Annotated in this window: 16 protein-coding genes and 1 pseudogene; 11 read left to right on the top strand and 6 right to left on the bottom strand. The window is 44.8% G+C overall.

Annotation, left to right across the window (positions count from 1 at the left end):
* From BN7444_RS01155 to BN7444_RS01130, 6 genes and pseudogenes are all read left to right on the top strand, one after another.
* Positions 1-594 (top strand): MptD family putative ECF transporter S component, encoded by a 594-nt coding sequence (locus BN7444_RS01155; protein ID WP_068454585.1) that lies wholly within the window; start codon positions 1-3, stop codon positions 592-594.
* Positions 594-1,268, top strand: coding sequence for an energy-coupling factor transporter transmembrane component T (locus BN7444_RS01150; RefSeq protein WP_068454582.1), 675 nt, complete (start codon positions 594-596; stop codon positions 1,266-1,268). Before BN7444_RS01155 ends, BN7444_RS01150 begins: the two co-directional genes overlap by 1 nt.
* Positions 1,265-2,719 (top strand): ABC transporter ATP-binding protein, encoded by a 1,455-nt coding sequence (locus BN7444_RS01145; protein ID WP_068454579.1) that lies wholly within the window; start codon positions 1,265-1,267, stop codon positions 2,717-2,719. The genes BN7444_RS01150 and BN7444_RS01145 overlap by 4 nt, the downstream gene beginning before the upstream one ends.
* Positions 2,712-4,451, top strand: coding sequence for an ABC transporter ATP-binding protein (locus BN7444_RS01140; RefSeq protein WP_068454576.1), 1,740 nt, complete (start codon positions 2,712-2,714; stop codon positions 4,449-4,451). The genes BN7444_RS01145 and BN7444_RS01140 overlap by 8 nt, the downstream gene beginning before the upstream one ends.
* A 1-nt stretch (position 4,452) precedes the next feature.
* Positions 4,453-6,174, top strand: coding sequence for an ABC transporter ATP-binding protein (locus tag BN7444_RS01135; protein ID WP_068454573.1), 1,722 nt, complete (start codon positions 4,453-4,455; stop codon positions 6,172-6,174).
* Between the two features lie 79 nt (positions 6,175-6,253).
* A pseudogene (locus BN7444_RS01130) lies at positions 6,254-7,513 on the top strand (recombinase family protein); the annotation flags it as partial.
* A gap of 148 nt (positions 7,514-7,661) precedes the next feature.
* On the opposite strand, the gene BN7444_RS01125 reads toward BN7444_RS01130, so the two are convergent.
* The 6 genes from BN7444_RS01125 to nadA form a co-directional block, all read right to left on the bottom strand.
* Positions 7,662-9,269, bottom strand: coding sequence for a BspA family leucine-rich repeat surface protein (locus BN7444_RS01125; protein WP_068454570.1), 1,608 nt, complete (start codon positions 9,267-9,269; stop codon positions 7,662-7,664).
* A 230-nt stretch (positions 9,270-9,499) separates the two neighbouring features.
* Positions 9,500-10,228, bottom strand: a complete 729-nt coding sequence (gene ymfI, locus BN7444_RS01120) for an elongation factor P 5-aminopentanone reductase (RefSeq protein WP_068454567.1) — start codon at positions 10,226-10,228, stop codon at positions 9,500-9,502.
* A gap of 66 nt (positions 10,229-10,294) precedes the next feature.
* Entirely contained in the window at positions 10,295-11,098 is an 804-nt protein-coding gene (locus tag BN7444_RS01115; RefSeq protein ID WP_068454564.1) for an aspartate dehydrogenase domain-containing protein, read from the bottom strand.
* Complete coding sequence (locus tag BN7444_RS01110) at positions 11,095-11,631, bottom strand: transcription repressor NadR (RefSeq protein ID WP_068454561.1); 537 nt, start codon at positions 11,629-11,631, stop codon at positions 11,095-11,097. The genes BN7444_RS01115 and BN7444_RS01110 overlap by 4 nt, the downstream gene beginning before the upstream one ends.
* Positions 11,618-12,481: a carboxylating nicotinate-nucleotide diphosphorylase gene (gene nadC, locus BN7444_RS01105; protein WP_068454558.1), complete on the bottom strand. Its 864-nt coding sequence runs from the start codon at positions 12,479-12,481 to the stop codon at positions 11,618-11,620. Before nadC ends, BN7444_RS01110 begins: the two co-directional genes overlap by 14 nt.
* A gap of 13 nt (positions 12,482-12,494) precedes the next feature.
* Positions 12,495-13,394 (bottom strand): quinolinate synthase NadA, encoded by a 900-nt coding sequence (gene nadA / locus BN7444_RS01100; protein WP_245654172.1) that lies wholly within the window; start codon positions 13,392-13,394, stop codon positions 12,495-12,497.
* 152 nt (positions 13,395-13,546) lie between these two features.
* Here nadA and BN7444_RS01095 point away from each other — a divergent pair, with 152 nt between their 5' ends.
* From BN7444_RS01095 to BN7444_RS01075, 5 genes are all read left to right on the top strand, one after another.
* A complete protein-coding gene (locus BN7444_RS01095; protein ID WP_068454539.1) occupies positions 13,547-13,867 on the top strand; it encodes a rhodanese-like domain-containing protein in 321 nt (106 codons plus the stop codon).
* 15 nt (positions 13,868-13,882) lie between these two features.
* The gene (locus tag BN7444_RS01090; protein WP_068454536.1) at positions 13,883-14,842 is read left to right on the top strand and encodes an NADH:flavin oxidoreductase; all 960 of its coding nucleotides are present in this window, start codon (positions 13,883-13,885) and stop codon (positions 14,840-14,842) included.
* Between the two features lie 109 nt (positions 14,843-14,951).
* Positions 14,952-15,221, top strand: coding sequence for an ACT domain-containing protein (locus BN7444_RS01085; protein ID WP_068454534.1), 270 nt, complete (start codon positions 14,952-14,954; stop codon positions 15,219-15,221).
* A gap of 14 nt (positions 15,222-15,235) precedes the next feature.
* Positions 15,236-16,591: a PFL family protein gene (locus tag BN7444_RS01080; RefSeq protein WP_068454531.1), complete on the top strand. Its 1,356-nt coding sequence runs from the start codon at positions 15,236-15,238 to the stop codon at positions 16,589-16,591.
* Positions 16,592-16,605: 14 nt separating this feature from the next.
* The gene (locus BN7444_RS01075) at positions 16,606-17,658 is read left to right on the top strand and encodes an inorganic phosphate transporter (RefSeq protein WP_068454528.1); all 1,053 of its coding nucleotides are present in this window, start codon (positions 16,606-16,608) and stop codon (positions 17,656-17,658) included.
* Positions 17,659-17,664: the final 6 nt, after the last annotated feature.

Below are 17,664 nucleotides of genomic sequence, written 5' to 3'. Positions count from 1 at the left end.
ATGGAAAGCACAAAAAAATTATCCATAAAAGATTTAGCAACTATAGGAATCTTTTCTGCAATTATGATTGTGGTCTTTATAGCTTTTTCGATGATCACAGGAGCATCTCTATTTTTTAACATGATTTTTAATGCGGTGTTTACAGCGTTGATTTTGGGGCCTTTTTTCGTTTATATGGCGATGAAAGTCGGGAAACCCGGAGTTGCTCTAATTTATAATATCTTACAAGCGGTTTTGGCAACTGTATTTATGGGACCGTTTATGATTCCTTGGTTCGTAGGTGGCGGTATCATCGCAGAATTATCTATGATAGGCACTGATAGTTATAGGAATATAAAAAGAATTACGATTGCTTGGATTATTACATCTCTTACAAGAGCTGCGCATGGAATGAGTGAAATATGGTTTTTCAAAGATGCATTTCTTAAAACAGGAGTGTCTCCTGAACAAGTTCAAGTTCAAACACAATATTACACAGATACAAAGTGGGTTATTATTTCTTTAGCATTAACTGTGGTGGCGGCTGCAATTGGATGCTATTTAGGAAATAAAATGACAGAAAAGCACTTTAAAAAGACAGGTATAATAAAGTAATGCATTTGGACTTACGCTCCAAAGTTGCGGTATTTTTTAGTACAGTATTTTTGGCTTCGGTATTGTCCAAAGATACTGTATTTTTTTTGCTGACCGCCATCCTATTACTATATGTTGCCGTATTAGGGTATAGCAAATCTACCGTAAAAATTGTGTTTGCGATAGCAATCATTAGCATCATGAGATTGGTTTCAAAAGGAAACGGATTTGGAATTATGCTTCCTGAAATGTTTCTTTTTATAATTATCAGGACATTAGTTATTATTTTGTCTGTCATACCGATTATAAAAACACCTCCTGGAGAACTGATGGCTGTAATGAAAAAAATGAAAATCCATAGGAATATAGCATTGCCACTTATTTTTATGATGAGGTTTTTTCCGGTAGTAAGAAGTGAATTTTCGGAGATTATTGATTCATTAAAATTAAGAGGCTTAATTTCTTTTAGAAAGCCGTTTGTTACAATGGAATATTTGTTTGTACCTATGATGTTCTCTTCTTCTAAAATTGCCGAGGAATTGGCTGCGGCATCTGAAGTAAGAGGGATCTCTGCCAATGGAAAACATACATCAAGAAGAGAAATAAAATTTAGAAAAATTGATTCTATTGTAGTTATATTGACTGTTCTGCTTACGGTAGGTTTGTACTTTATGGAAGGAGTGATGATGAGATGATCAAACTTAAAAATGTAAGTTTTTCATATAATCAGGACTCCCGAAATATTATTGAAAATATCAATTTAGAAATTAAAAAGGGAGAAGTTGTAGCCTTCATTGGAGCCAGTGGATGTGGAAAGACAACGCTGACAAGGATTATCAATGGACTTGCGTATAAGTTTTATGGCGGGAAGCTAAATGGAAACATTACAATAGATGGCATGAATCCATGTGAAAAAGAATTGTACGAAATAGGAAGAAGAGTGGGTTCAATTTTTCAAAATCCTAAAAGTCAATTTTTTGCAGAAAATGTAGAAGATGAAATTGCATTTGGATTGGAAAATTATGGCGTAGACCGAGAAAAAATTTCGAGAAGAATTAGAGAAGCACTTTCCTCAATCAATGGAGAAAATTTAATTGATAAGAGCTTATTTCATCTTTCAAGTGGAGAAAGGCAAAAAATCGCAATTGCTTCTATAAATGCTCTTGATCCACCAATTTATGTTTTTGATGAGCCGTCAGCCAATCTTGATATGAAAAGTGTAGAAGCTTTAAGAAAATTGATGCTTTCATTGAAAACACAAGGAAAAACGATGGTGATTTCCGAACATAGAATTTACTATCTGAAAGATCTTGTTGATAAATATTACTACCTTGAAGATGGTGAGATTAGATATTCTTTTTCGGAAAATAAACTTCTGTCAAGCAGTAATGACTTTTTTAGAACAGCAGGGCTAAGGGCATATTCTTTAGAATGTGTTGTCCCAAAAGCAAAGAAAATAAAAGAAGCAAATTCTATGGAATTAGATAGAATAAGCTTTTCATACAAGAATGAGAAGATCATAAGTGAGCTAAGTTATTCTTTTAATAGTGGAAATGTTTATGGAATCATAGGAGATAACGGCATTGGTAAAAGCACTTTATTCAAAATTATGAGTGGTTTGCTTAAAGAACAGAAAGGCAATTTGTCTATAAATGGTGAAATAATTAAGAAGGCAAAAAGAAAGAGAAGAATATATTATCTGTCAAACAATCCTGACAGTAATTTATTTGAGGCTTCTCTTGAAGATGAGTTGAGACTAAATGATTCAAAGGCAGATATAGATTTAATCTTGCATCAATTTCATTTGGAAGAGGCTAAAGATTTGCATCCTCAAATTTTGTCAGGAGGTCAAAAGCAGAGATTGACTATCGCAGCAGCAGAACTTTTAGAAAGGGATGTATATTTGTTTGATGAGCCAACAAGTGGTTTAGATGGACATAATATGCAAATTATTTCAGAAAGAATGAAAGGGCTTCAAGAAAAACAGAAAATCATACTTATCATTTCTCATGATTATGAGTTTCTTATGACCTCTTGCAATAAAATTTTATATTTAGACGGACAATCTTTTAAAGAGTTTTCTGCGGAAAATGATAAAGAAAAAATATTGGAAATATTAAAAGGTGAGGTGAAGAACTATGTTTAATAGCGGATTATTAAAGTATTCCGGTAAATACAAATATCTGACTGTTTTGTCGTGTGTACTATCCATTTTGAGTGCTGCAATGTCAATCATTCCATTAGTTTGTATTTATCAAATTATAAGATTATATGTCGAAAATTCAAGCACGAAAAGCATAATGTATTATGGCGAAATCGCTGTAATTTCATCTGTTTTGGGTATTGCTTTGTATTTTGTGGCATTATCTTTAGCCCATATATCTGCTTTTAGAGTTGCTAAAAATTTAAAATCACAAGCAATCAATAAAGTGATAGATATGCCATTAGGATTTTTTGAAATGAAGTCTACAGGCGAGATTAGAAAAATTATTGATGAAAACACCATTTTAACAGAAGATTTTTTAGCACATAAATTACCTGATTTTGCGGCGACTGCAATTATGCCACTTATCTTTGTAATTAGTTTTTTCTTTTTTGATTGGAGATTAGGTGCTGCTTGCTTTATCCCGTTAATCATTTCTGTGATATGTATAAAGATGATGATGGGCGGAGAAAATAAATTTATGATGGGTAAAATCATGACATTGCAAGAGCAGATGAACAAAGAAGCTGTTGAGTATGTTCGTGGTATACCGATTATCAAAGTATTTCAGCAAACTGTATTTAGTTTCAAAAAATTTCATAATACGATTATGAGTTATAGAGATTTGGTGGCAGGCTACGCAAAAGCTTGTCGTATGCCTAAAACTATTTTCGGGGTTATGTTAAACAGTTTTTTTGTGTTTTTGATAGCTGTAGCTGTAGTTTTATTTAATTCAGCAAGCGATCCTATCGCAGTATTTTTGGATTTGATTTTTTTCATATTACTTAGCCCTTTAATTTCTACAACAATGATGAGGCTAATGATGACTGGAGAGAACTTAATTCAAGCAAAGGAAGCTTTAAATAGAATTGAAACAATTATCTGTGATGATTCATATATAGAAAATGGTAGTGATGGATTCCCTGAAAATACAGAAATTGTTTTTTCGGATGTTTGTTTTTCATACCCTGAGCAAGAAAAAAATGTTATAGAGCATGTATCGTTTGAAATTTCAAAAAATCAAAAGGTCGCTTTTGTTGGCTTATCAGGCTCCGGGAAAAGTACCATTCTTTCTTTGATAGGGAAATTTTTTAAGGTTAACTCAGGAACGATAACGATTGGTAGCAAGAATATAAATGAAATAAGAAATAGTGAACTTATGAAAAATATTTCCTTTGTTTTCCAAGACAGCAAACTATTTAACGGAACCTTACTTGAAAATATAAGAGTAGGAAATCCTAATGCATCTTTAGAAGAAGTAGATAAAGCTATTACAGTTGCGCAGTGTCAAAGTATTATTGATAAACTTCCGAACGGAATAAATAGTATTTATGGCAGTAAAGGGATTTTCCTTTCCGGTGGAGAAAGACAGAGAATTGCACTGGCAAGAGCTTTTGTTAAAGATTCTCCAATTATTGTTTTTGATGAAGCAACATCAGGGTGTGATGCTGAAAATGAGTTTTATATCAATAAAGCAATTACAGAAATTTCAAAGAATAAAACTGTAATTTTGGTGGCTCATAGATTAAATACTGTAATTGATGCAGACAAAATAATTGTCATGGATAAAGGAAAAATCGTTGAGCAAGGTACTCATAATGATTTAGTTGAAAGTAATGGAGCATACGCAAATATGTGGAAACAATATCAAGGTGCTTCAGATTGGAGGCTATAAGATGTTTAATAAAATAAAAGAAAAATATCATTTGTCGGATGCTGAAGCAATACTGATTAAAAAAGGAATATTATTTAACACATTATCCAATATTTCTAAAATGTTACCTGTTGGAATATGTGCTTATGTATTATCGCAGATGTATTCAATCATCACAAATAAAAATTATAGTGTAGAATTGCCCATTTTAATGTATTTAGGTGTATCTACGACAGCTATTTTACTTATGATTTTGTTATCGTACATAGAATACACAAAAACATTCATTGATATTTACCAAGAGAGTGCAAATAGAAGAATTAGTATTTCGGAATTTTTAAGAAAACTTCCGTTGTCGTTTTTTGCGAAAAGAGATATTTCGGATCTTACTACCGTAGTAATGACAGATACATCAGGAATTGAACATGCGTTAGCTCATGTTATTCCTCAGTGTTATGGGACGGTTTTGTCCACTGTAGTAATCTTTTTGTCTATGTTAATATTTAACTTTAAAATGGCAATGTCATTATTTTGGGTGATTCCAATTGCTTTTGCGGTAGTTTTATTATCCCGAAAACTTCAAAAGAGTTACAGTGAAAAATTTAAAAATGAGAAGTTGGCATCATCTGATCAAATACAAACAACACTAGAAATGATTAAAGAGATAAAGTCATTTTCTTTGGAAGAAAAACAAAAAAAGTCTATAAAAGTTCAGTTGGATGCTTTTGAAAAGAAACAAAGAGAATCTGAATTGTTTTCTGCAACTATTTTAGCGTCAGCACAGATGATTCTCAAATTAGGTATAGCAACCGTAATTTTGGTAGGAGCTTATTTACTGTTGTATGGAGAAATTGATTTATTCACATATATTATTTTCTTGTTTTCTGCTGGTTTAATATATGATCCTATTCATGCGTTGATGAATTCTTTGACAGAGATTTTCTCCACAGATGTATTGGTTAAAAGAATGGATGATATAAAAAAAGAACATATCAATGTTGAGCCATTTTCTGCGAAAACTGATGATATGAGTATTAAGTTTGATAATGTAACATTCGGATATGATGATGAAGATGTTCTCAAAAATGTTACATTTACAGTAAAATCTGGATCTAAAACGGCATTAGTAGGTTCTTCTGGTTCGGGTAAATCGACTGTATTGAAGTTAGCTGCCGGATTTTATAAAGCAAGTTCAGGCAATATATTTTTAGGTGGAACCGATATTTCAAATGTGGATGATGAATCCTTGCTAAAATATTATTCTGTAGTTTTTCAGGATGTATTGCTTTTTGATGGAACAATTATGGATAACATTCGACTGGGAAATAAAAATGCAACGGATGATGAAGTAATAAAAGCGGCAAAATTAGCAAATTGCGATAGCTTTGTGTCAAATTTACCTAATGGATATATGACTACAATAGGTGAAAACGGCAAGCTGTTATCAGGGGGCGAAAAACAGAGAATATCAATAGCGAGAGCAATCATTAAAGATGCACCAATTGTTTTGCTTGATGAAGTTACCTCGGCGTTAGACATCCAAAATGAAAATCTAATACAGAAAGCGGTTAGCCATATAACAAAAAACAAAACTGTTATTGTGATTGCTCATAAGTTAAATACAATTAAAGATTGTGATAATATTTTGGTTTTTGACAAGGGGAAAATTGTTGAGCAAGGAACACATGAAGAATTATTAAAGAAAAATGGATATTACAAAAAATTATATGATATGAGTGCATGAATATTTTGAAATGGAAAAGAGAGGGAAATTTATGTAATTGTAAGCATAGATGGAGGAAGAACATGGAAAAGTTTATGTATCTATCCGTATTCAAACAATGGAAGGTCGCATTCAAAAAGCAAGGGAAGGAAAATGGAATGGTGGCTTTGCTCCGTATGGATATAAACTTGAAGATGGCAAGCTGTTTATAAATGAGGAAGAGGCAATTGCCATAAGAACGATTTTCGACCAGTAAGTAAATACTACGATAGGAGCCAATGGGCTATCTAAATACTTAGAGAATCATGGAATTAGAAAAATCCCAAGACAGAATGGTAAGAATCCTTTGTTTGATGCAGGTCTTATAAGAAAGATATTAAAGAATCCTGTATATAATGGGAAAATAGCATTTGGAAGAAGAACTTTAGAAAAAATTCATGGTACAAGAAATGAATATAAGCAGGTTGAACAAGATGAATATCTAATATCTGAAGGGATACATGAAGCTATAGTTTCCGATGAAGTTTGGCAAGCTGCTCAGGTTAAGCTAAAATCTCAAGCAAAGAAATATGAGCATGTGAATAAAGGAAAAGATTCACGCACGCACTTGCTTTCTGGAATTGTAAAATGCCTGATATGTGGAGTGGGAATGTTTGGAAACAAGTGTATCAAGAAAAAGAAAGATGGCACAAAATATAAAGATTTTTATTACTATGGTTGTAAACATAGGCAGATGATAAGAGGTCATAAGTGTACATTCAGTAAGCAAATTAGAGAAGAATTGTTAGATGATGCTGTTGCAGAGGTGATTGTCAAGATTGTAAGTAATCCGAAATTTGTTTCTATGATGCAAGAAAAAATCAACATGAAGGTGGATACCTCTGAAATAGAAAAAGAAATAGATAATTACCAAAAGGAATTGAGGAAGGGTCATTCTACAAAGTTTAAGCTAATTGAGGAAATAGATAATTTAGATATTGAAGATAAGCACTATAAGAGAAGGAAACAGGATTTAGACGACAGACTTTATCGCATGTATGACAAAATAGATGAATTAGAATCATCATTAATTGATACGAAAGCAAAGAAACAGACTATTGAAGCTGAAAAACTTACAGGAGATAACATATATAAGGTGCTGATCTATTTTGATAAACTCTATAAAGTCATGAATGATGTAGAGCGTAGGCGGTTAATTACAGCTTTGATTTCTGAAATTCAAGTTTATCAAGAAAAACAACCTAACGGACAATGGCTAAAATCAATTACTTTCAAGCTCCCAATTATAGACGATGACTTGAATATAAGTTTGGACAACGATGAACAAGTTGAGTACGTGGCGGTGTTGAGGAGAAAATAGAGGACACGAAGGCATCGGCTTTTGTGTCTTTTTTGTTGTCAATGATTAATGAATAGGGAAATCCAAATTCACAGATCAAAGAAAAAACGCCTCCGAAGAGGCGTTCAGACTGTACACAAATCCGAAAAATTTCGGGGCTGTCTCTTGTTTATTTTAAATTGATGGTCCGCGAGATTTCCACTTCCTGTGTCTCGGCGTTCCAGATAATTTCCTTACCGTCGACCAGGCCCAGGGCCCGTGCCACATTGGCGATGGGAAGATAGGTGCGGCCGTTTCGAATCATGGCCTTGGTGTCGCTTACATAGGTCTTGCCGTTGACGATGATTTTGTTCGTATCCACGGGGATTTCCACGCGATTGTTTTTATCCGACAAGATGACGGTGCGTGTCTTCTCGATCCACTGTACCTCCAGGCCCAGGCTTTCCGCCACGTGGCGAATGGGGAGCATGGTGCGGTTGTTGTGAATAAAGGGGGCGACGTCGACTTTGGAATTTGTCTTTGCGCCTCGTACACTTCGCTGAACATCTTTCGAACCGATTTTTAATTTAACGACGAATTGCACGGTATCGGCCGGTGTAGTTTTTTTCTCGGGGGTTTTTGCCTGTGCATGCCACCGCGCTTGAGGCGTGGAGGGAGCGGAAGGTTTGCTTGGATTGGGTTTCCCGGGATTGGGCTTTTCGGTCGTCGTCTTTTCCCATTTGGCGTAGAGGGTCATGTCCCCGACGACGGCGTCGGCGAAGTCGTAGGCCTTGGTGAGTTCAGCGTCCGTATACCATCCGGCGAATTTGTGATCCGCCTTGGCGGGGTCTTGGGGCCTTGTTAAGAGAAAGCCTTCATTGACCGTGGCCGGATCGATTTTGCTGCCGCCATTGGTTTCGTAGGTAATGGTGTAGGACTTATTGCTCTTCATGCGGAAGTAGCCGGGCTGATCCGCGCCTCTGTCGATTCGCGCGTACTCTTTGTTGACGTGGGCTTCGTTATATACGGTGCCTTTCCCGCCGACGAGGGAGGTGCAGCCGGCAAACATATTGCTCGCATTGGCCGAATCAGTAATTTTATCGGTGCGGAAGCCGTCGGTGGCGAAGATCGTGCGCAAGTTTCCGCAATGGTAGAACATAAGGGCTGTGTGCTCTAAATTGGGGGTGTTAAAGCTGGTGAGATCCAGGGTGCGGAGGGAGGAGCAGCCGTTAAACATGCCGATCATGCTGGTGACCGAGGTGACGTCGAAGCCATAGAGGTCGACGGCTTTCAGTGCGCTGCAGCCGTAGAATAGGTAGTCCGCGTTTTTCAGTCCGGTCGTGTCGAAGGAAGCGAGGCTGACGCTCTCCAGTTGGGTGCAGTCTTCGAAGAGATTGTTCAGATCTTTAACTTGGGAGGTATCCACGGCATCTGCAAAGTCGACATCCTTCAATTGCTCATAGTTTTGAAACAAGTAGCTGGATTTTGTCGGGAAGGCGATCTTGGTGTTGTCTTCGCTTAAGACGTAATAGCGTCCGTTTTTTTCATAGACTTTGATCTTGTCGCTGCCGTTAGCGCCTACGGGGGTGCCGTTCAGGCCTTGGATGTGGACTTCATTACCTACTTTCGTGCCGAAGATAATTTCTGTTGCTTTTTCTTTCGGTACGACGCGATGGAAGGCCTCTATATCCAGGGTCGTGTTTCCCTGAGCGAAGACCGCTCGGGGGCTGAAGATGGCGACGGCCAGGCTGAGGCACATTAAAAGGCCCAAGCCCTTGGCGAAAATATTTTTAATCATAAGTAGTTCTCCTGTTCTTTTGTGATTCTGAAAAATTTTATCATGCACAAAAAACCGCAAGCAAGAACAAAGGGCGCCGAATTTCGTCACATTTTCTAAGATCGATGTCGGATTACTTTACAAAACGGGGATATTTGAAGAAAATTAAATATTTTCGGCAATAAAAAAGCCGCCTTCGCGGCAGCTTGCTCTTTTCTTTTTGTATGCCTGCGGCGAATCCGCCCGTGACCCTAACGAAAGTGTCCGTCGATGGGGATGATGTCTCCCGTAATGTAGGCGGCTTCGTCGGAGATCAGGTATTTCACCAGGCTCGCAATTTCTTCGGGCTTGGCAAAGCGGCTGACGCCCACTTCTTTGCGAAGGGCGGCTAATTCTTCGTCGGAAAAATCTTTGCGCATCATGTCCGTGTCCACGATGCCGGGAGCCACGGCATTGACGCGAATGCCGCTGGGCGCCAGCTCTTTGGCCAGGGCCTTGGTCAGGGAATTGATGGCGCCTTTTGATGCGGAGTAGCAGGTTTCCATGGCGGCGCCGGCTTCGCCCCATATGGAGCTGATGTTTATGATGACGCCGCCCTTTTTGTGAAGCATATGGGGAAGGGCACGCTTGGAATTGAGGAAGACGGAGTTTAAATTGGTGCCTAGGATGTTCTGCCAGGTCTCAAAGGCCGTATCCTGCAGAAGCTCGTAGTGGGAGATGCCGGCGTTGTTAATGAGTATGTCCACGTGGCCGAGGTTTTTTTCCGCCGTGTTAAAGAGATAGTCCACGTCTTTTTCTTTGCTTACATCGGCTTTTACGGCGATGGTATAGGGATTGGTTTTGCGAAGTTCTTCGAGGAGTGCATGGGCAGATTTTTCACTGCGGAAGTAGTTGATGACGAGTTTGTACTCCGGATTTAATTTTCTCGCGATGGCCGCCCCGATGCCTCGAGACGCGCCGGTAATCAAAACTGTTTTCATAAGACTATTTTACACATGGGGCGCTGTTTCGCCAAATAAAAAAGCCGCCTGCGCGGCAGCTTTTGTTTAGAAGTATTGGACGGGATCGGCCAGGTTTTTCAACAGGGCCGCCACGCTCCATGCGGCGGTGACGCTGGATTTCGGATTTTTCGGATCGGGCTTGGAGGTGATTTCCACTACGGCTTTGGCTTTTTCGTTTTCCACGGTGACCCGGTGGGTGTTGCCGGGGCTGTTCGGGTCGCTTACGATGCGCACCCCGGTGGCATCGGCGCCGGCGGTGGTGAGACCCGTGGCCACGGCGACATTGGTGTTTTTCGGAAAGCCCTTAATGGCTTCCGTGGCGCTGCCTTCGAAGGCGACGACTTTTTCGTTTTCGGGCAACTCTTCGCCCTTCAGGTAGGGGGCGCCGTTTAAGCTTTTCGGCGCTTTCGTGCTTTGAATTTCCGATTGCACCCCGCCCATAAGAGTGAAGGTGCGCATCAAATCGAAGCCGCCGATGGCACCGGAGGTAATGTGAACTTTGCGTCCCGCCTTTCTTGCCGCCGATTCGATACTGTCGTATAAAGCGGTATCGGCCAAGGCGCCCACGGAGGTAATGACCACGTCTTTGCCCGCATCCAGCAGGGGCACCACGTATTCCTTTACGGCGCCGACGCCTGCGATTTCAACGACGATGTCCGTGTCATCTGTCAGAAGGGCGTCGAAGTTCTCGTAAAGGGGAATGGTCTCGCCCTTTGCTTCGATGCTCTTGCCCTCGAGGACTTGATCGAAAATCCCCTTGAGGCGATAGTCTTCCTTTAATTTTTCTAAAATAGCGTCCACGAGAATGTGGCCCAGGGCGCCGTAGCCGATGACGGCGATATTTTTCATGCTTCCTCCTTGATGGGTTCGTCGGGCACTAAAAAGCCCGCTTCGGCCAAAGCCGCCTCCACTTCGTCCAAGGTCTCTTCATCTCGGGCGAAAATCGTGTGGAAGTGGTAGCCGTCGGTAATGTTTTTTAAAGGCGTGCTCACGCTGTGGTAAATGTCGTCCATAAAGTGCTTCACGTCTTTTCGCGATTGGACATTAAGCGTGGCGGCGATTTTTCCGTAGTAGCGATGCTCCACAAAGACGTCCTCCACCGTGGCGCCCAGATCCACGATGAGGTTCAGCTCTTCGGTGATTTCGTCGTCCCGGTGCCGACACTTAAGGGTGCGGCGAAAGCCCGAGGGCGCATCCATGTAGTAGCCGCGATTGGTGGATTGAATGGGCACGTTTTTCGCTCGCAAAAGGCTGATGTCCTGGACGATGACCTGGCGGGAGACGGAAAAGCTTTTAGCCAGTGCGTCGCCGGAAACGGGCTCGGCGGATTTGCGCAGAGCCTGTTCGATTTCGTAGAGCCGCGTTTCTTTATCGAGGATCATCGGGCCTCAGTCCTTTCATGGAAAAATCCAACACCGGCGCCGAGTGGGTGAGGGCGCCGGAGGAGATAATGTCGGCGCCTAGGTCTTTGTAATTGGAAATGTTGTTTAAATCGACGTTGCCGGAAAGCTCTACCAGGGCGCGGCCGTCGATAAATTCCACGGCCTTTTTTATTTCCTCGGCATCCATATTGTCCAGCATAATAATATCCGCGCCGGCCTCCACGGCCTCTTTCACCATGGCCATGGTCTCCACCTCCACCTCGATCTTTCGCACGAAAGAGGCGTAGGCTTTGGCCCGCTTCACGGCCTCTGCGACGGAGCCCGCGGCGCCGATATGATTGTCCTTGAGCATGACGCCGTCGGTGAGATTGAAGCGGTGGTTTTCGCCGCCGCCGCAGCGGACGGCGTATTTGGCGAAGATACGAAAATTCGGCGTGGTCTTTCGCGTGTCCACGATTTTCGTCTTGCTCCCCGCCAGGGCGTCTACCATTTTTTTCGTGTAGGTGGCGATGCCGCTCATGCGCTGCAGAAAATTCAGCGCCACTCGCTCCGCCGTCAAGAGGGCGCGAATGGGGCCGGTGATGGTGGCGACTAAATCGCCCTTCGATACAGCGTCCCCGTCTTCGAAATACCATTGAACGGAGGTGTTTTCGTCGAAGAGGGCGAAGGTGCGCTCAAAAACCGGTGCGCCGGAAAGGATGCCGTCGGCCTTGGCGAAAAGCTTTACCGAGCCTCTTTGCTCAGCATCCACCACGGCGTTGGTTGAAATGTCTTCCTCGTTTACGTCCTCTTTTAAGGCGGCCAAAATGGCGTCGTCCATTAAAAAAGGCGCCATAGTTAATTTGCCCATAAAACTCCCTTCTTTACTTGCTTGCGATGGCCAACATGCGGTCCAAAGGCACCTTGGCCTTTTCGATTAATTCCGGATCCAGGATCACTTCGTTGTCGCCGGTTTCCAAGACGTGGATGATTTTGTCCACGGTGACCATTTTCATGCCGGCGCAGATCATGTCCGGGAAAATAAATTCCTTGTCGGGATAGAGCTTATTTAATTCCCAGCCGATGCCTTCTTCCGTGAGAATAATGTTTTCGTCCTTATTTAAATCTCCGACGGCACTCAAAATGCCCTTGGTGCTTCCCTTGTAATCGGCCAGTGCCAAAACCTCCGGCTTACATTCCGGGTGGCAGAACACGGCTGCATTGGGATGTTCCTTCTTCAGAGTATTTACGATATCCGCATTCAAGCTGTCGTGGACCGGGCAGCAGCCGGCGTTGTTAATGAAGTGCTTGTCGGGGAAGGCGCCTTCCGTATTTTGCCCCAGGTTTCCGTCGGGGATAAAGAAAATATTTTTGGCGTCGATGGCGCCCACCACCTTTGCCGCATTGGAGGAGGTGAGGCAGTAGTCGGAGTGGGCCTTCACTTCGGCGGTGGAGTTCACGTAAGAGACCACGGCGAGATCGTCGTACTTCGCTCTCATCTCTTTAATGGCATCCACGTCCACCATGTGGGCCATGGGGCAGTCGGCGGCGGGGGCGGGAAGGTAGACGGTTTTTTCGGGATTTAAAATCTTTACCGTCTCTCCCATAAATTCCACGCCGGCCATGACGATGACCTTGGCGTCGATGCCCGTGGCGATTTTCGCCAGGGTAAAGGAGTCGCCAACGTAATCGGCCGCGTCCTGTACGGCGCCGTCTACGTAGTAGTGGGCGAGGATCACGGCGTCTCTTTCTTTCTTTAAGCGTGCAAGGGTTTCATTTTTCAAAACAGATTTCCTTTCTTTCGGGTGCGTTAATAAATCTTTCATAGAATACCACAAGTAAAAGCATATGACAACACGACTGTCTTGTCAGTAAAGAAAATTGAGACTATTTTCGATTCAAGCTATAATGAAATTAGCATAAAGAGGAGGCGACCATGGTTTTACAAAAATTATTCAGAGACAAGGATCGGGTGCCGTCGGTGCCGGCCAAGGAATTGAAGGACACGGAATCGAAATTTATTTTAGACGTGCGGGAGCCCGATGAGATTGCGACGGGAAAAATCCCCGGTGCCCACACCATCCCCTTGGGCGAACTGAGTTCCCGAGAAGATGAGCTTCCCAAGGACGAGGCGATTTACGTCATCTGCCGATCGGGGAATCGCAGCAGAAAAGCCTGTAATTATTTAAGCGGCCGCGGCTTTCAGTGCGTCAATGTAGCCGGCGGCATGTTGGCCTACGAGGGCCCGACGGAATAACGGTAAGGAGGAGCTATGAAAAAACTTCACGAGACCCTTCGCGCGGGCGTGGACCTTCGCAGCAGATTAGTCATGCCGCCGATGGCATCGGAAGCGTCGGTAGGCGGCGAGATCGGGGAAAAATCCCTTGCCTATTACAAAAAAATGGCGGCGAATGAGCACTTCGGTCTCTTTATTTTGGAGCACAACTACGTCTCCGAAGACGGCAGGGCCAGCGAAAAGCAAATGAGCCTGTCGGATGACAGCAAAATCGAGGGCCACAAAAAATTGGTAGAGGCCATCAAAAGCGTGGGGCCGGATCTTGCCCTCTTTCTGCAATTAAACCACGCCGGCATGAAGACCCGAGGCGATTTGATCGGCGCAGACCCCATGGGCCCGTCGGTGCGGCCCTGGGATAAAATGTGCCGCGCCATGACTGCTGAGGATATGGAACGGGTCAAGGACAATTTTGTGCGGGCGGCTCTGCGGGCGAAGGAAGCGGGCTACGACGGCGTGGAACTTCACGCCGCCCACGGCTATCTGCTCAATCAATTCTTGTCTCCTCTGACCAATTTCCGCGACGACGAATACGGAGCCGATCGAATCAAGTATCCCTTGGAGGTTTTCCTGGCTATGAAAGAAGCCTTGGGCGATTATCCTCTCGCCGTGCGAATCGGCGGCGTGGAAACTATAGCGGGGGGCACTACCGTCGATAAAGGTGCATCCATTGCCAAAGCCTTCGACGATGCCGGAGCCTGCCTCCTGGACATGACCGGCGGCATGACCGGCTACAGTCGGCCGGGACATAAAGAAGCGGGCTGGTTTAAAGACCTGAGCCTGGCCGTGAAAAAAGAAACCGAAGCCCCGGTGCTCTTGACCGGCGGCATCAACACCCTGGCCGAGGCGGAAAAACTACTGGACGAAGGCGCCGCAGACCTTTTCGGCATCGGCCGCGCCTTTTTAAAAGACCCGAACTGGGAAACGGATAAGCTGTAAGAAGAGTCGCGGCAGAAGCTGCGGCTTTTTTTCGGTGACGGGACAGCGGAATTCCTCTAAGCTCCACGTGATTCTCTGTGATATAATAATCCCATTAAGGAGGGATAGGATGAAAGCTGTGGTCAGTGTCCTGGGGAAGGACCAGGTGGGGATCGTCTGTCGCGTCACGACGCTTTTGGCGCAACACGGTTTTAATATTTTAGACATCAGTCAAACCATTGTCAGTTCTTACTTCACCATGATCGTGGTGGTGGAACACGAGGATGAAGATTTCGCCTTGGAAAGTGTGGTCAAGGACTACGAAGCCTTGGGCGAATCCATGGGTTTGGACATTCGTATGCAGCATGAGGCGCTTTTCAGCCGCATGCACCGTATTTAGAAAGGACGAAGCTCTTGGATAATTCTTCGATTCTCGAAACGATTCACATGCTGGAGCATGAGAATTTGGATATACGGACGGCGACCATGGGGATTTCTCTCATGGATTGCATCTCAGACGACGTGGACGTGGTTTGCGAGCGGGTTTACGAAAAGATTACGACCTTGGGCAGGGATTTGGTGAAAGAGGCCGATGCCGTCGCCGCGAAGTACGGGGTGAGCGTGGTAAACAAGCGGATCTCCGTGACGCCGGCGTCTTTAGTTTTGCCTCGAGGCAGGAAAGATGATTTCGTGAAGCTCGCCAAGGCCTTGGACAAGGCGGCCATCGAAATCGGCGTGGACTTTATCGGCGGCTTTTCCGCATTGGTTCACAAGGGCATGACGGATAGTGAAAAGGCGTTGATCGACGCCATTCCCGAGGCCCTGGCTTCCACGGAAAAGGTCTGTTCCTCGGTGAATGTGGGCTCGTCGAAATCGGGCCTCAATATGGATGCCGTCACCACCATGGGCAAGGTGATTAAAGAGGCGGCTTACTTAAGTCGCGAGGCGGATTCCATCGGCTGTGCGAAGCTTGTGGTCTTTGCCAATGCCGTGGAGGACAATCCCTTTATGGCCGGCGCCTTTCACGGCACGGGGCTCGGGGATCACGTGCTCCACGTGGGCATTTCCGGGCCCGGCGTGGTGAAGACGGCCTTGGAAAAATTCCGCGGCGCGCCTTTCGACGAAGTGGCTCAGTGCATCAGCGAAATGACCTTTAAGATTACTCGCATGGGCGAGCTGGTGGGCAAAGAAATCGCCAAGCGATTGGACACGCCCTTCGGCTCCATCGACTTGTCTCTGGCACCGACCCCCGCCGTCGGCGACAGTGTGGCGCGGATTTTGGAAGAAATCGGCGTGGGCACCGTCGGCGGCCACGGCACCACGGCGGCCTTGGCCATGTTAAACGATGCGGTGAAAAAGGGCGGCATTAACGCCTCGGCCCATGTCGGCGGCTTGAGCGGCGCCTTTATTCCCGTCTCGGAAGACGAAGGCATGATTTCCGCTGCCGCATCGGGGGCTTTGTGTCTGGATAAATTGGAAGCCATGACCTGCGTCTGTTCCGTGGGTCTGGACATGATCGCCATTCCCGGGGACACCACGGCGGAAGCTTTGTCGGCTATGATCGCCGATGAGGCCATGATCGGTATCATCAACCACAAGACCACGGCGGTGCGCCTGATTCCCGTGTGGGGCAAGGGCGTGGGCGAAAACGCCACCTTCGGCGGCCTACTGGGAGAGGCGCCGATTCTGCCCGTTCACGGCAACGACTGCGCGGCCTTTGCGGCACGGGGCGGTTTTATTCCCGCGCCCATTCACAGTTTTAAAAATTAAAACGAAGGGATGCCATGACTGTTACCATACAAGAGTTCATCTCCATGATATCGACGAATCCCGCTATTTTTATTACGACCTTTCTGGTCTTGGCGGTAGTTTTCGTCAACGGCTGGACCGATGCGCCCAATGCCATTGCCACCGCCGTATCGACGCGGAGCATCGAACCGCAAAAAGCCATTTACATGGCGACGCTTTTTAATTTTCTCGGCGTCTTTATTATGACCGCCATTAACGCCAATGTGGCGGAGACCATTTACAATATGGTGGATTTTAACGGCAATACCCACGAAGCCATGATCGCCCTGGCGGCGGCCTTGGTGAGTATCGTCATATGGGCTACGGCGGCGTGGTACTTCGGCATTCCCACGTCGGAATCCCACGCATTGATCGCCGGCCTCTCGGGCTCGGCCATCGCCCTTCACGGGGGCCTGGCCGGGATCAACGGGGCGGAGTGGATGAAGAATATTTACGGCCTCCTCCTCTCCACGATTCTGGGCTTTGTCATGGGCTACGCCGTAGTGGAAGTAATTAAGCGCCTTTTTGCCGGGTCGGACCGACGGCAGTCCAAAAAATTTTTTAAGAACGGCCAGATTATTTCGGCGGCTGCCATGGCCTTTATGCACGGCGCCCAAGACGGGCAGAAGTTTATGGGGGTCTTTATGCTGGCCTTCAGCCTGGCTGCCGGCACCGGCGGTGGAGGCCATTTCGTGATCCCGGCCTGGCTCATGATTTTAGTTTCTTTGGTCATCGGCTTCGGCACCAGCTTAGGCGGCCTGCGCATTATTAAATCCGTGGGCATGAACATGGTGAAGCTGGAAACCTACGAGGGCTTTGCCGCCGACATCGGCGCCGTCGTCAGCTTGCTCGTGGCATCGGTGGCGGGGATTCCCGTCTCCACCACCCACACGAAGACCACGGCCATTATGGGCGTGGGGGCGTCGAAACATTTGAAAAACGTGAACTGGTCCGTGGTAAGCGACATGGGCCTGGCGTGGATATTGACCTTTCCCGGCTGCGGCATCATCGGCTTTGTCGTAACCTATTTGCTAATTAATGTACTTTAGGAGAAG

The sequence above is a fragment of the Peptoniphilus pacaensis genome (assembly GCF_900088125.1).
In the GTDB taxonomy this organism is placed as follows: domain Bacteria; phylum Bacillota; class Clostridia; order Tissierellales; family Peptoniphilaceae; genus Aedoeadaptatus; species Aedoeadaptatus pacaensis.
Note: the sequence above shows the minus strand (reverse complement) of the source record. Positions and strands in the feature narration are given on the sequence as shown.

Bases quoted from the DNA above. Each gene is read 5' to 3' on its own strand.
- BN7444_RS01155 (WP_068454585.1), top strand. From the start codon at position 1: ATGGAAAGCACAAAAAAATTATCCATAAAAGATTTAGCAACTATAGGA.
- BN7444_RS01150 (WP_068454582.1), top strand. From the start codon at position 594: ATGCATTTGGACTTACGCTCCAAAGTTGCGGTATTTTTTAGTACAGTA.
- BN7444_RS01145 (WP_068454579.1), top strand. From the start codon at position 1,265: ATGATCAAACTTAAAAATGTAAGTTTTTCATATAATCAGGACTCCCGA.
- BN7444_RS01140 (WP_068454576.1), top strand. From the start codon at position 2,712: ATGTTTAATAGCGGATTATTAAAGTATTCCGGTAAATACAAATATCTG.
- BN7444_RS01135 (WP_068454573.1), top strand. From the start codon at position 4,453: ATGTTTAATAAAATAAAAGAAAAATATCATTTGTCGGATGCTGAAGCA.
- BN7444_RS01125 (WP_068454570.1), bottom strand. From the start codon at position 9,269: ATGATTAAAAATATTTTCGCCAAGGGCTTGGGCCTTTTAATGTGCCTC.
- ymfI (WP_068454567.1), bottom strand. From the start codon at position 10,228: ATGAAAACAGTTTTGATTACCGGCGCGTCTCGAGGCATCGGGGCGGCC.
- BN7444_RS01115 (WP_068454564.1), bottom strand. From the start codon at position 11,098: ATGAAAAATATCGCCGTCATCGGCTACGGCGCCCTGGGCCACATTCTC.
- BN7444_RS01110 (WP_068454561.1), bottom strand. From the start codon at position 11,631: ATGATCCTCGATAAAGAAACGCGGCTCTACGAAATCGAACAGGCTCTG.
- nadC (WP_068454558.1), bottom strand. From the start codon at position 12,481: ATGGGCAAATTAACTATGGCGCCTTTTTTAATGGACGACGCCATTTTG.
- BN7444_RS01095 (WP_068454539.1), top strand. From the start codon at position 13,547: ATGGTTTTACAAAAATTATTCAGAGACAAGGATCGGGTGCCGTCGGTG.
- BN7444_RS01090 (WP_068454536.1), top strand. From the start codon at position 13,883: ATGAAAAAACTTCACGAGACCCTTCGCGCGGGCGTGGACCTTCGCAGC.
- BN7444_RS01085 (WP_068454534.1), top strand. From the start codon at position 14,952: ATGAAAGCTGTGGTCAGTGTCCTGGGGAAGGACCAGGTGGGGATCGTC.
- BN7444_RS01075 (WP_068454528.1), top strand. From the start codon at position 16,606: ATGACTGTTACCATACAAGAGTTCATCTCCATGATATCGACGAATCCC.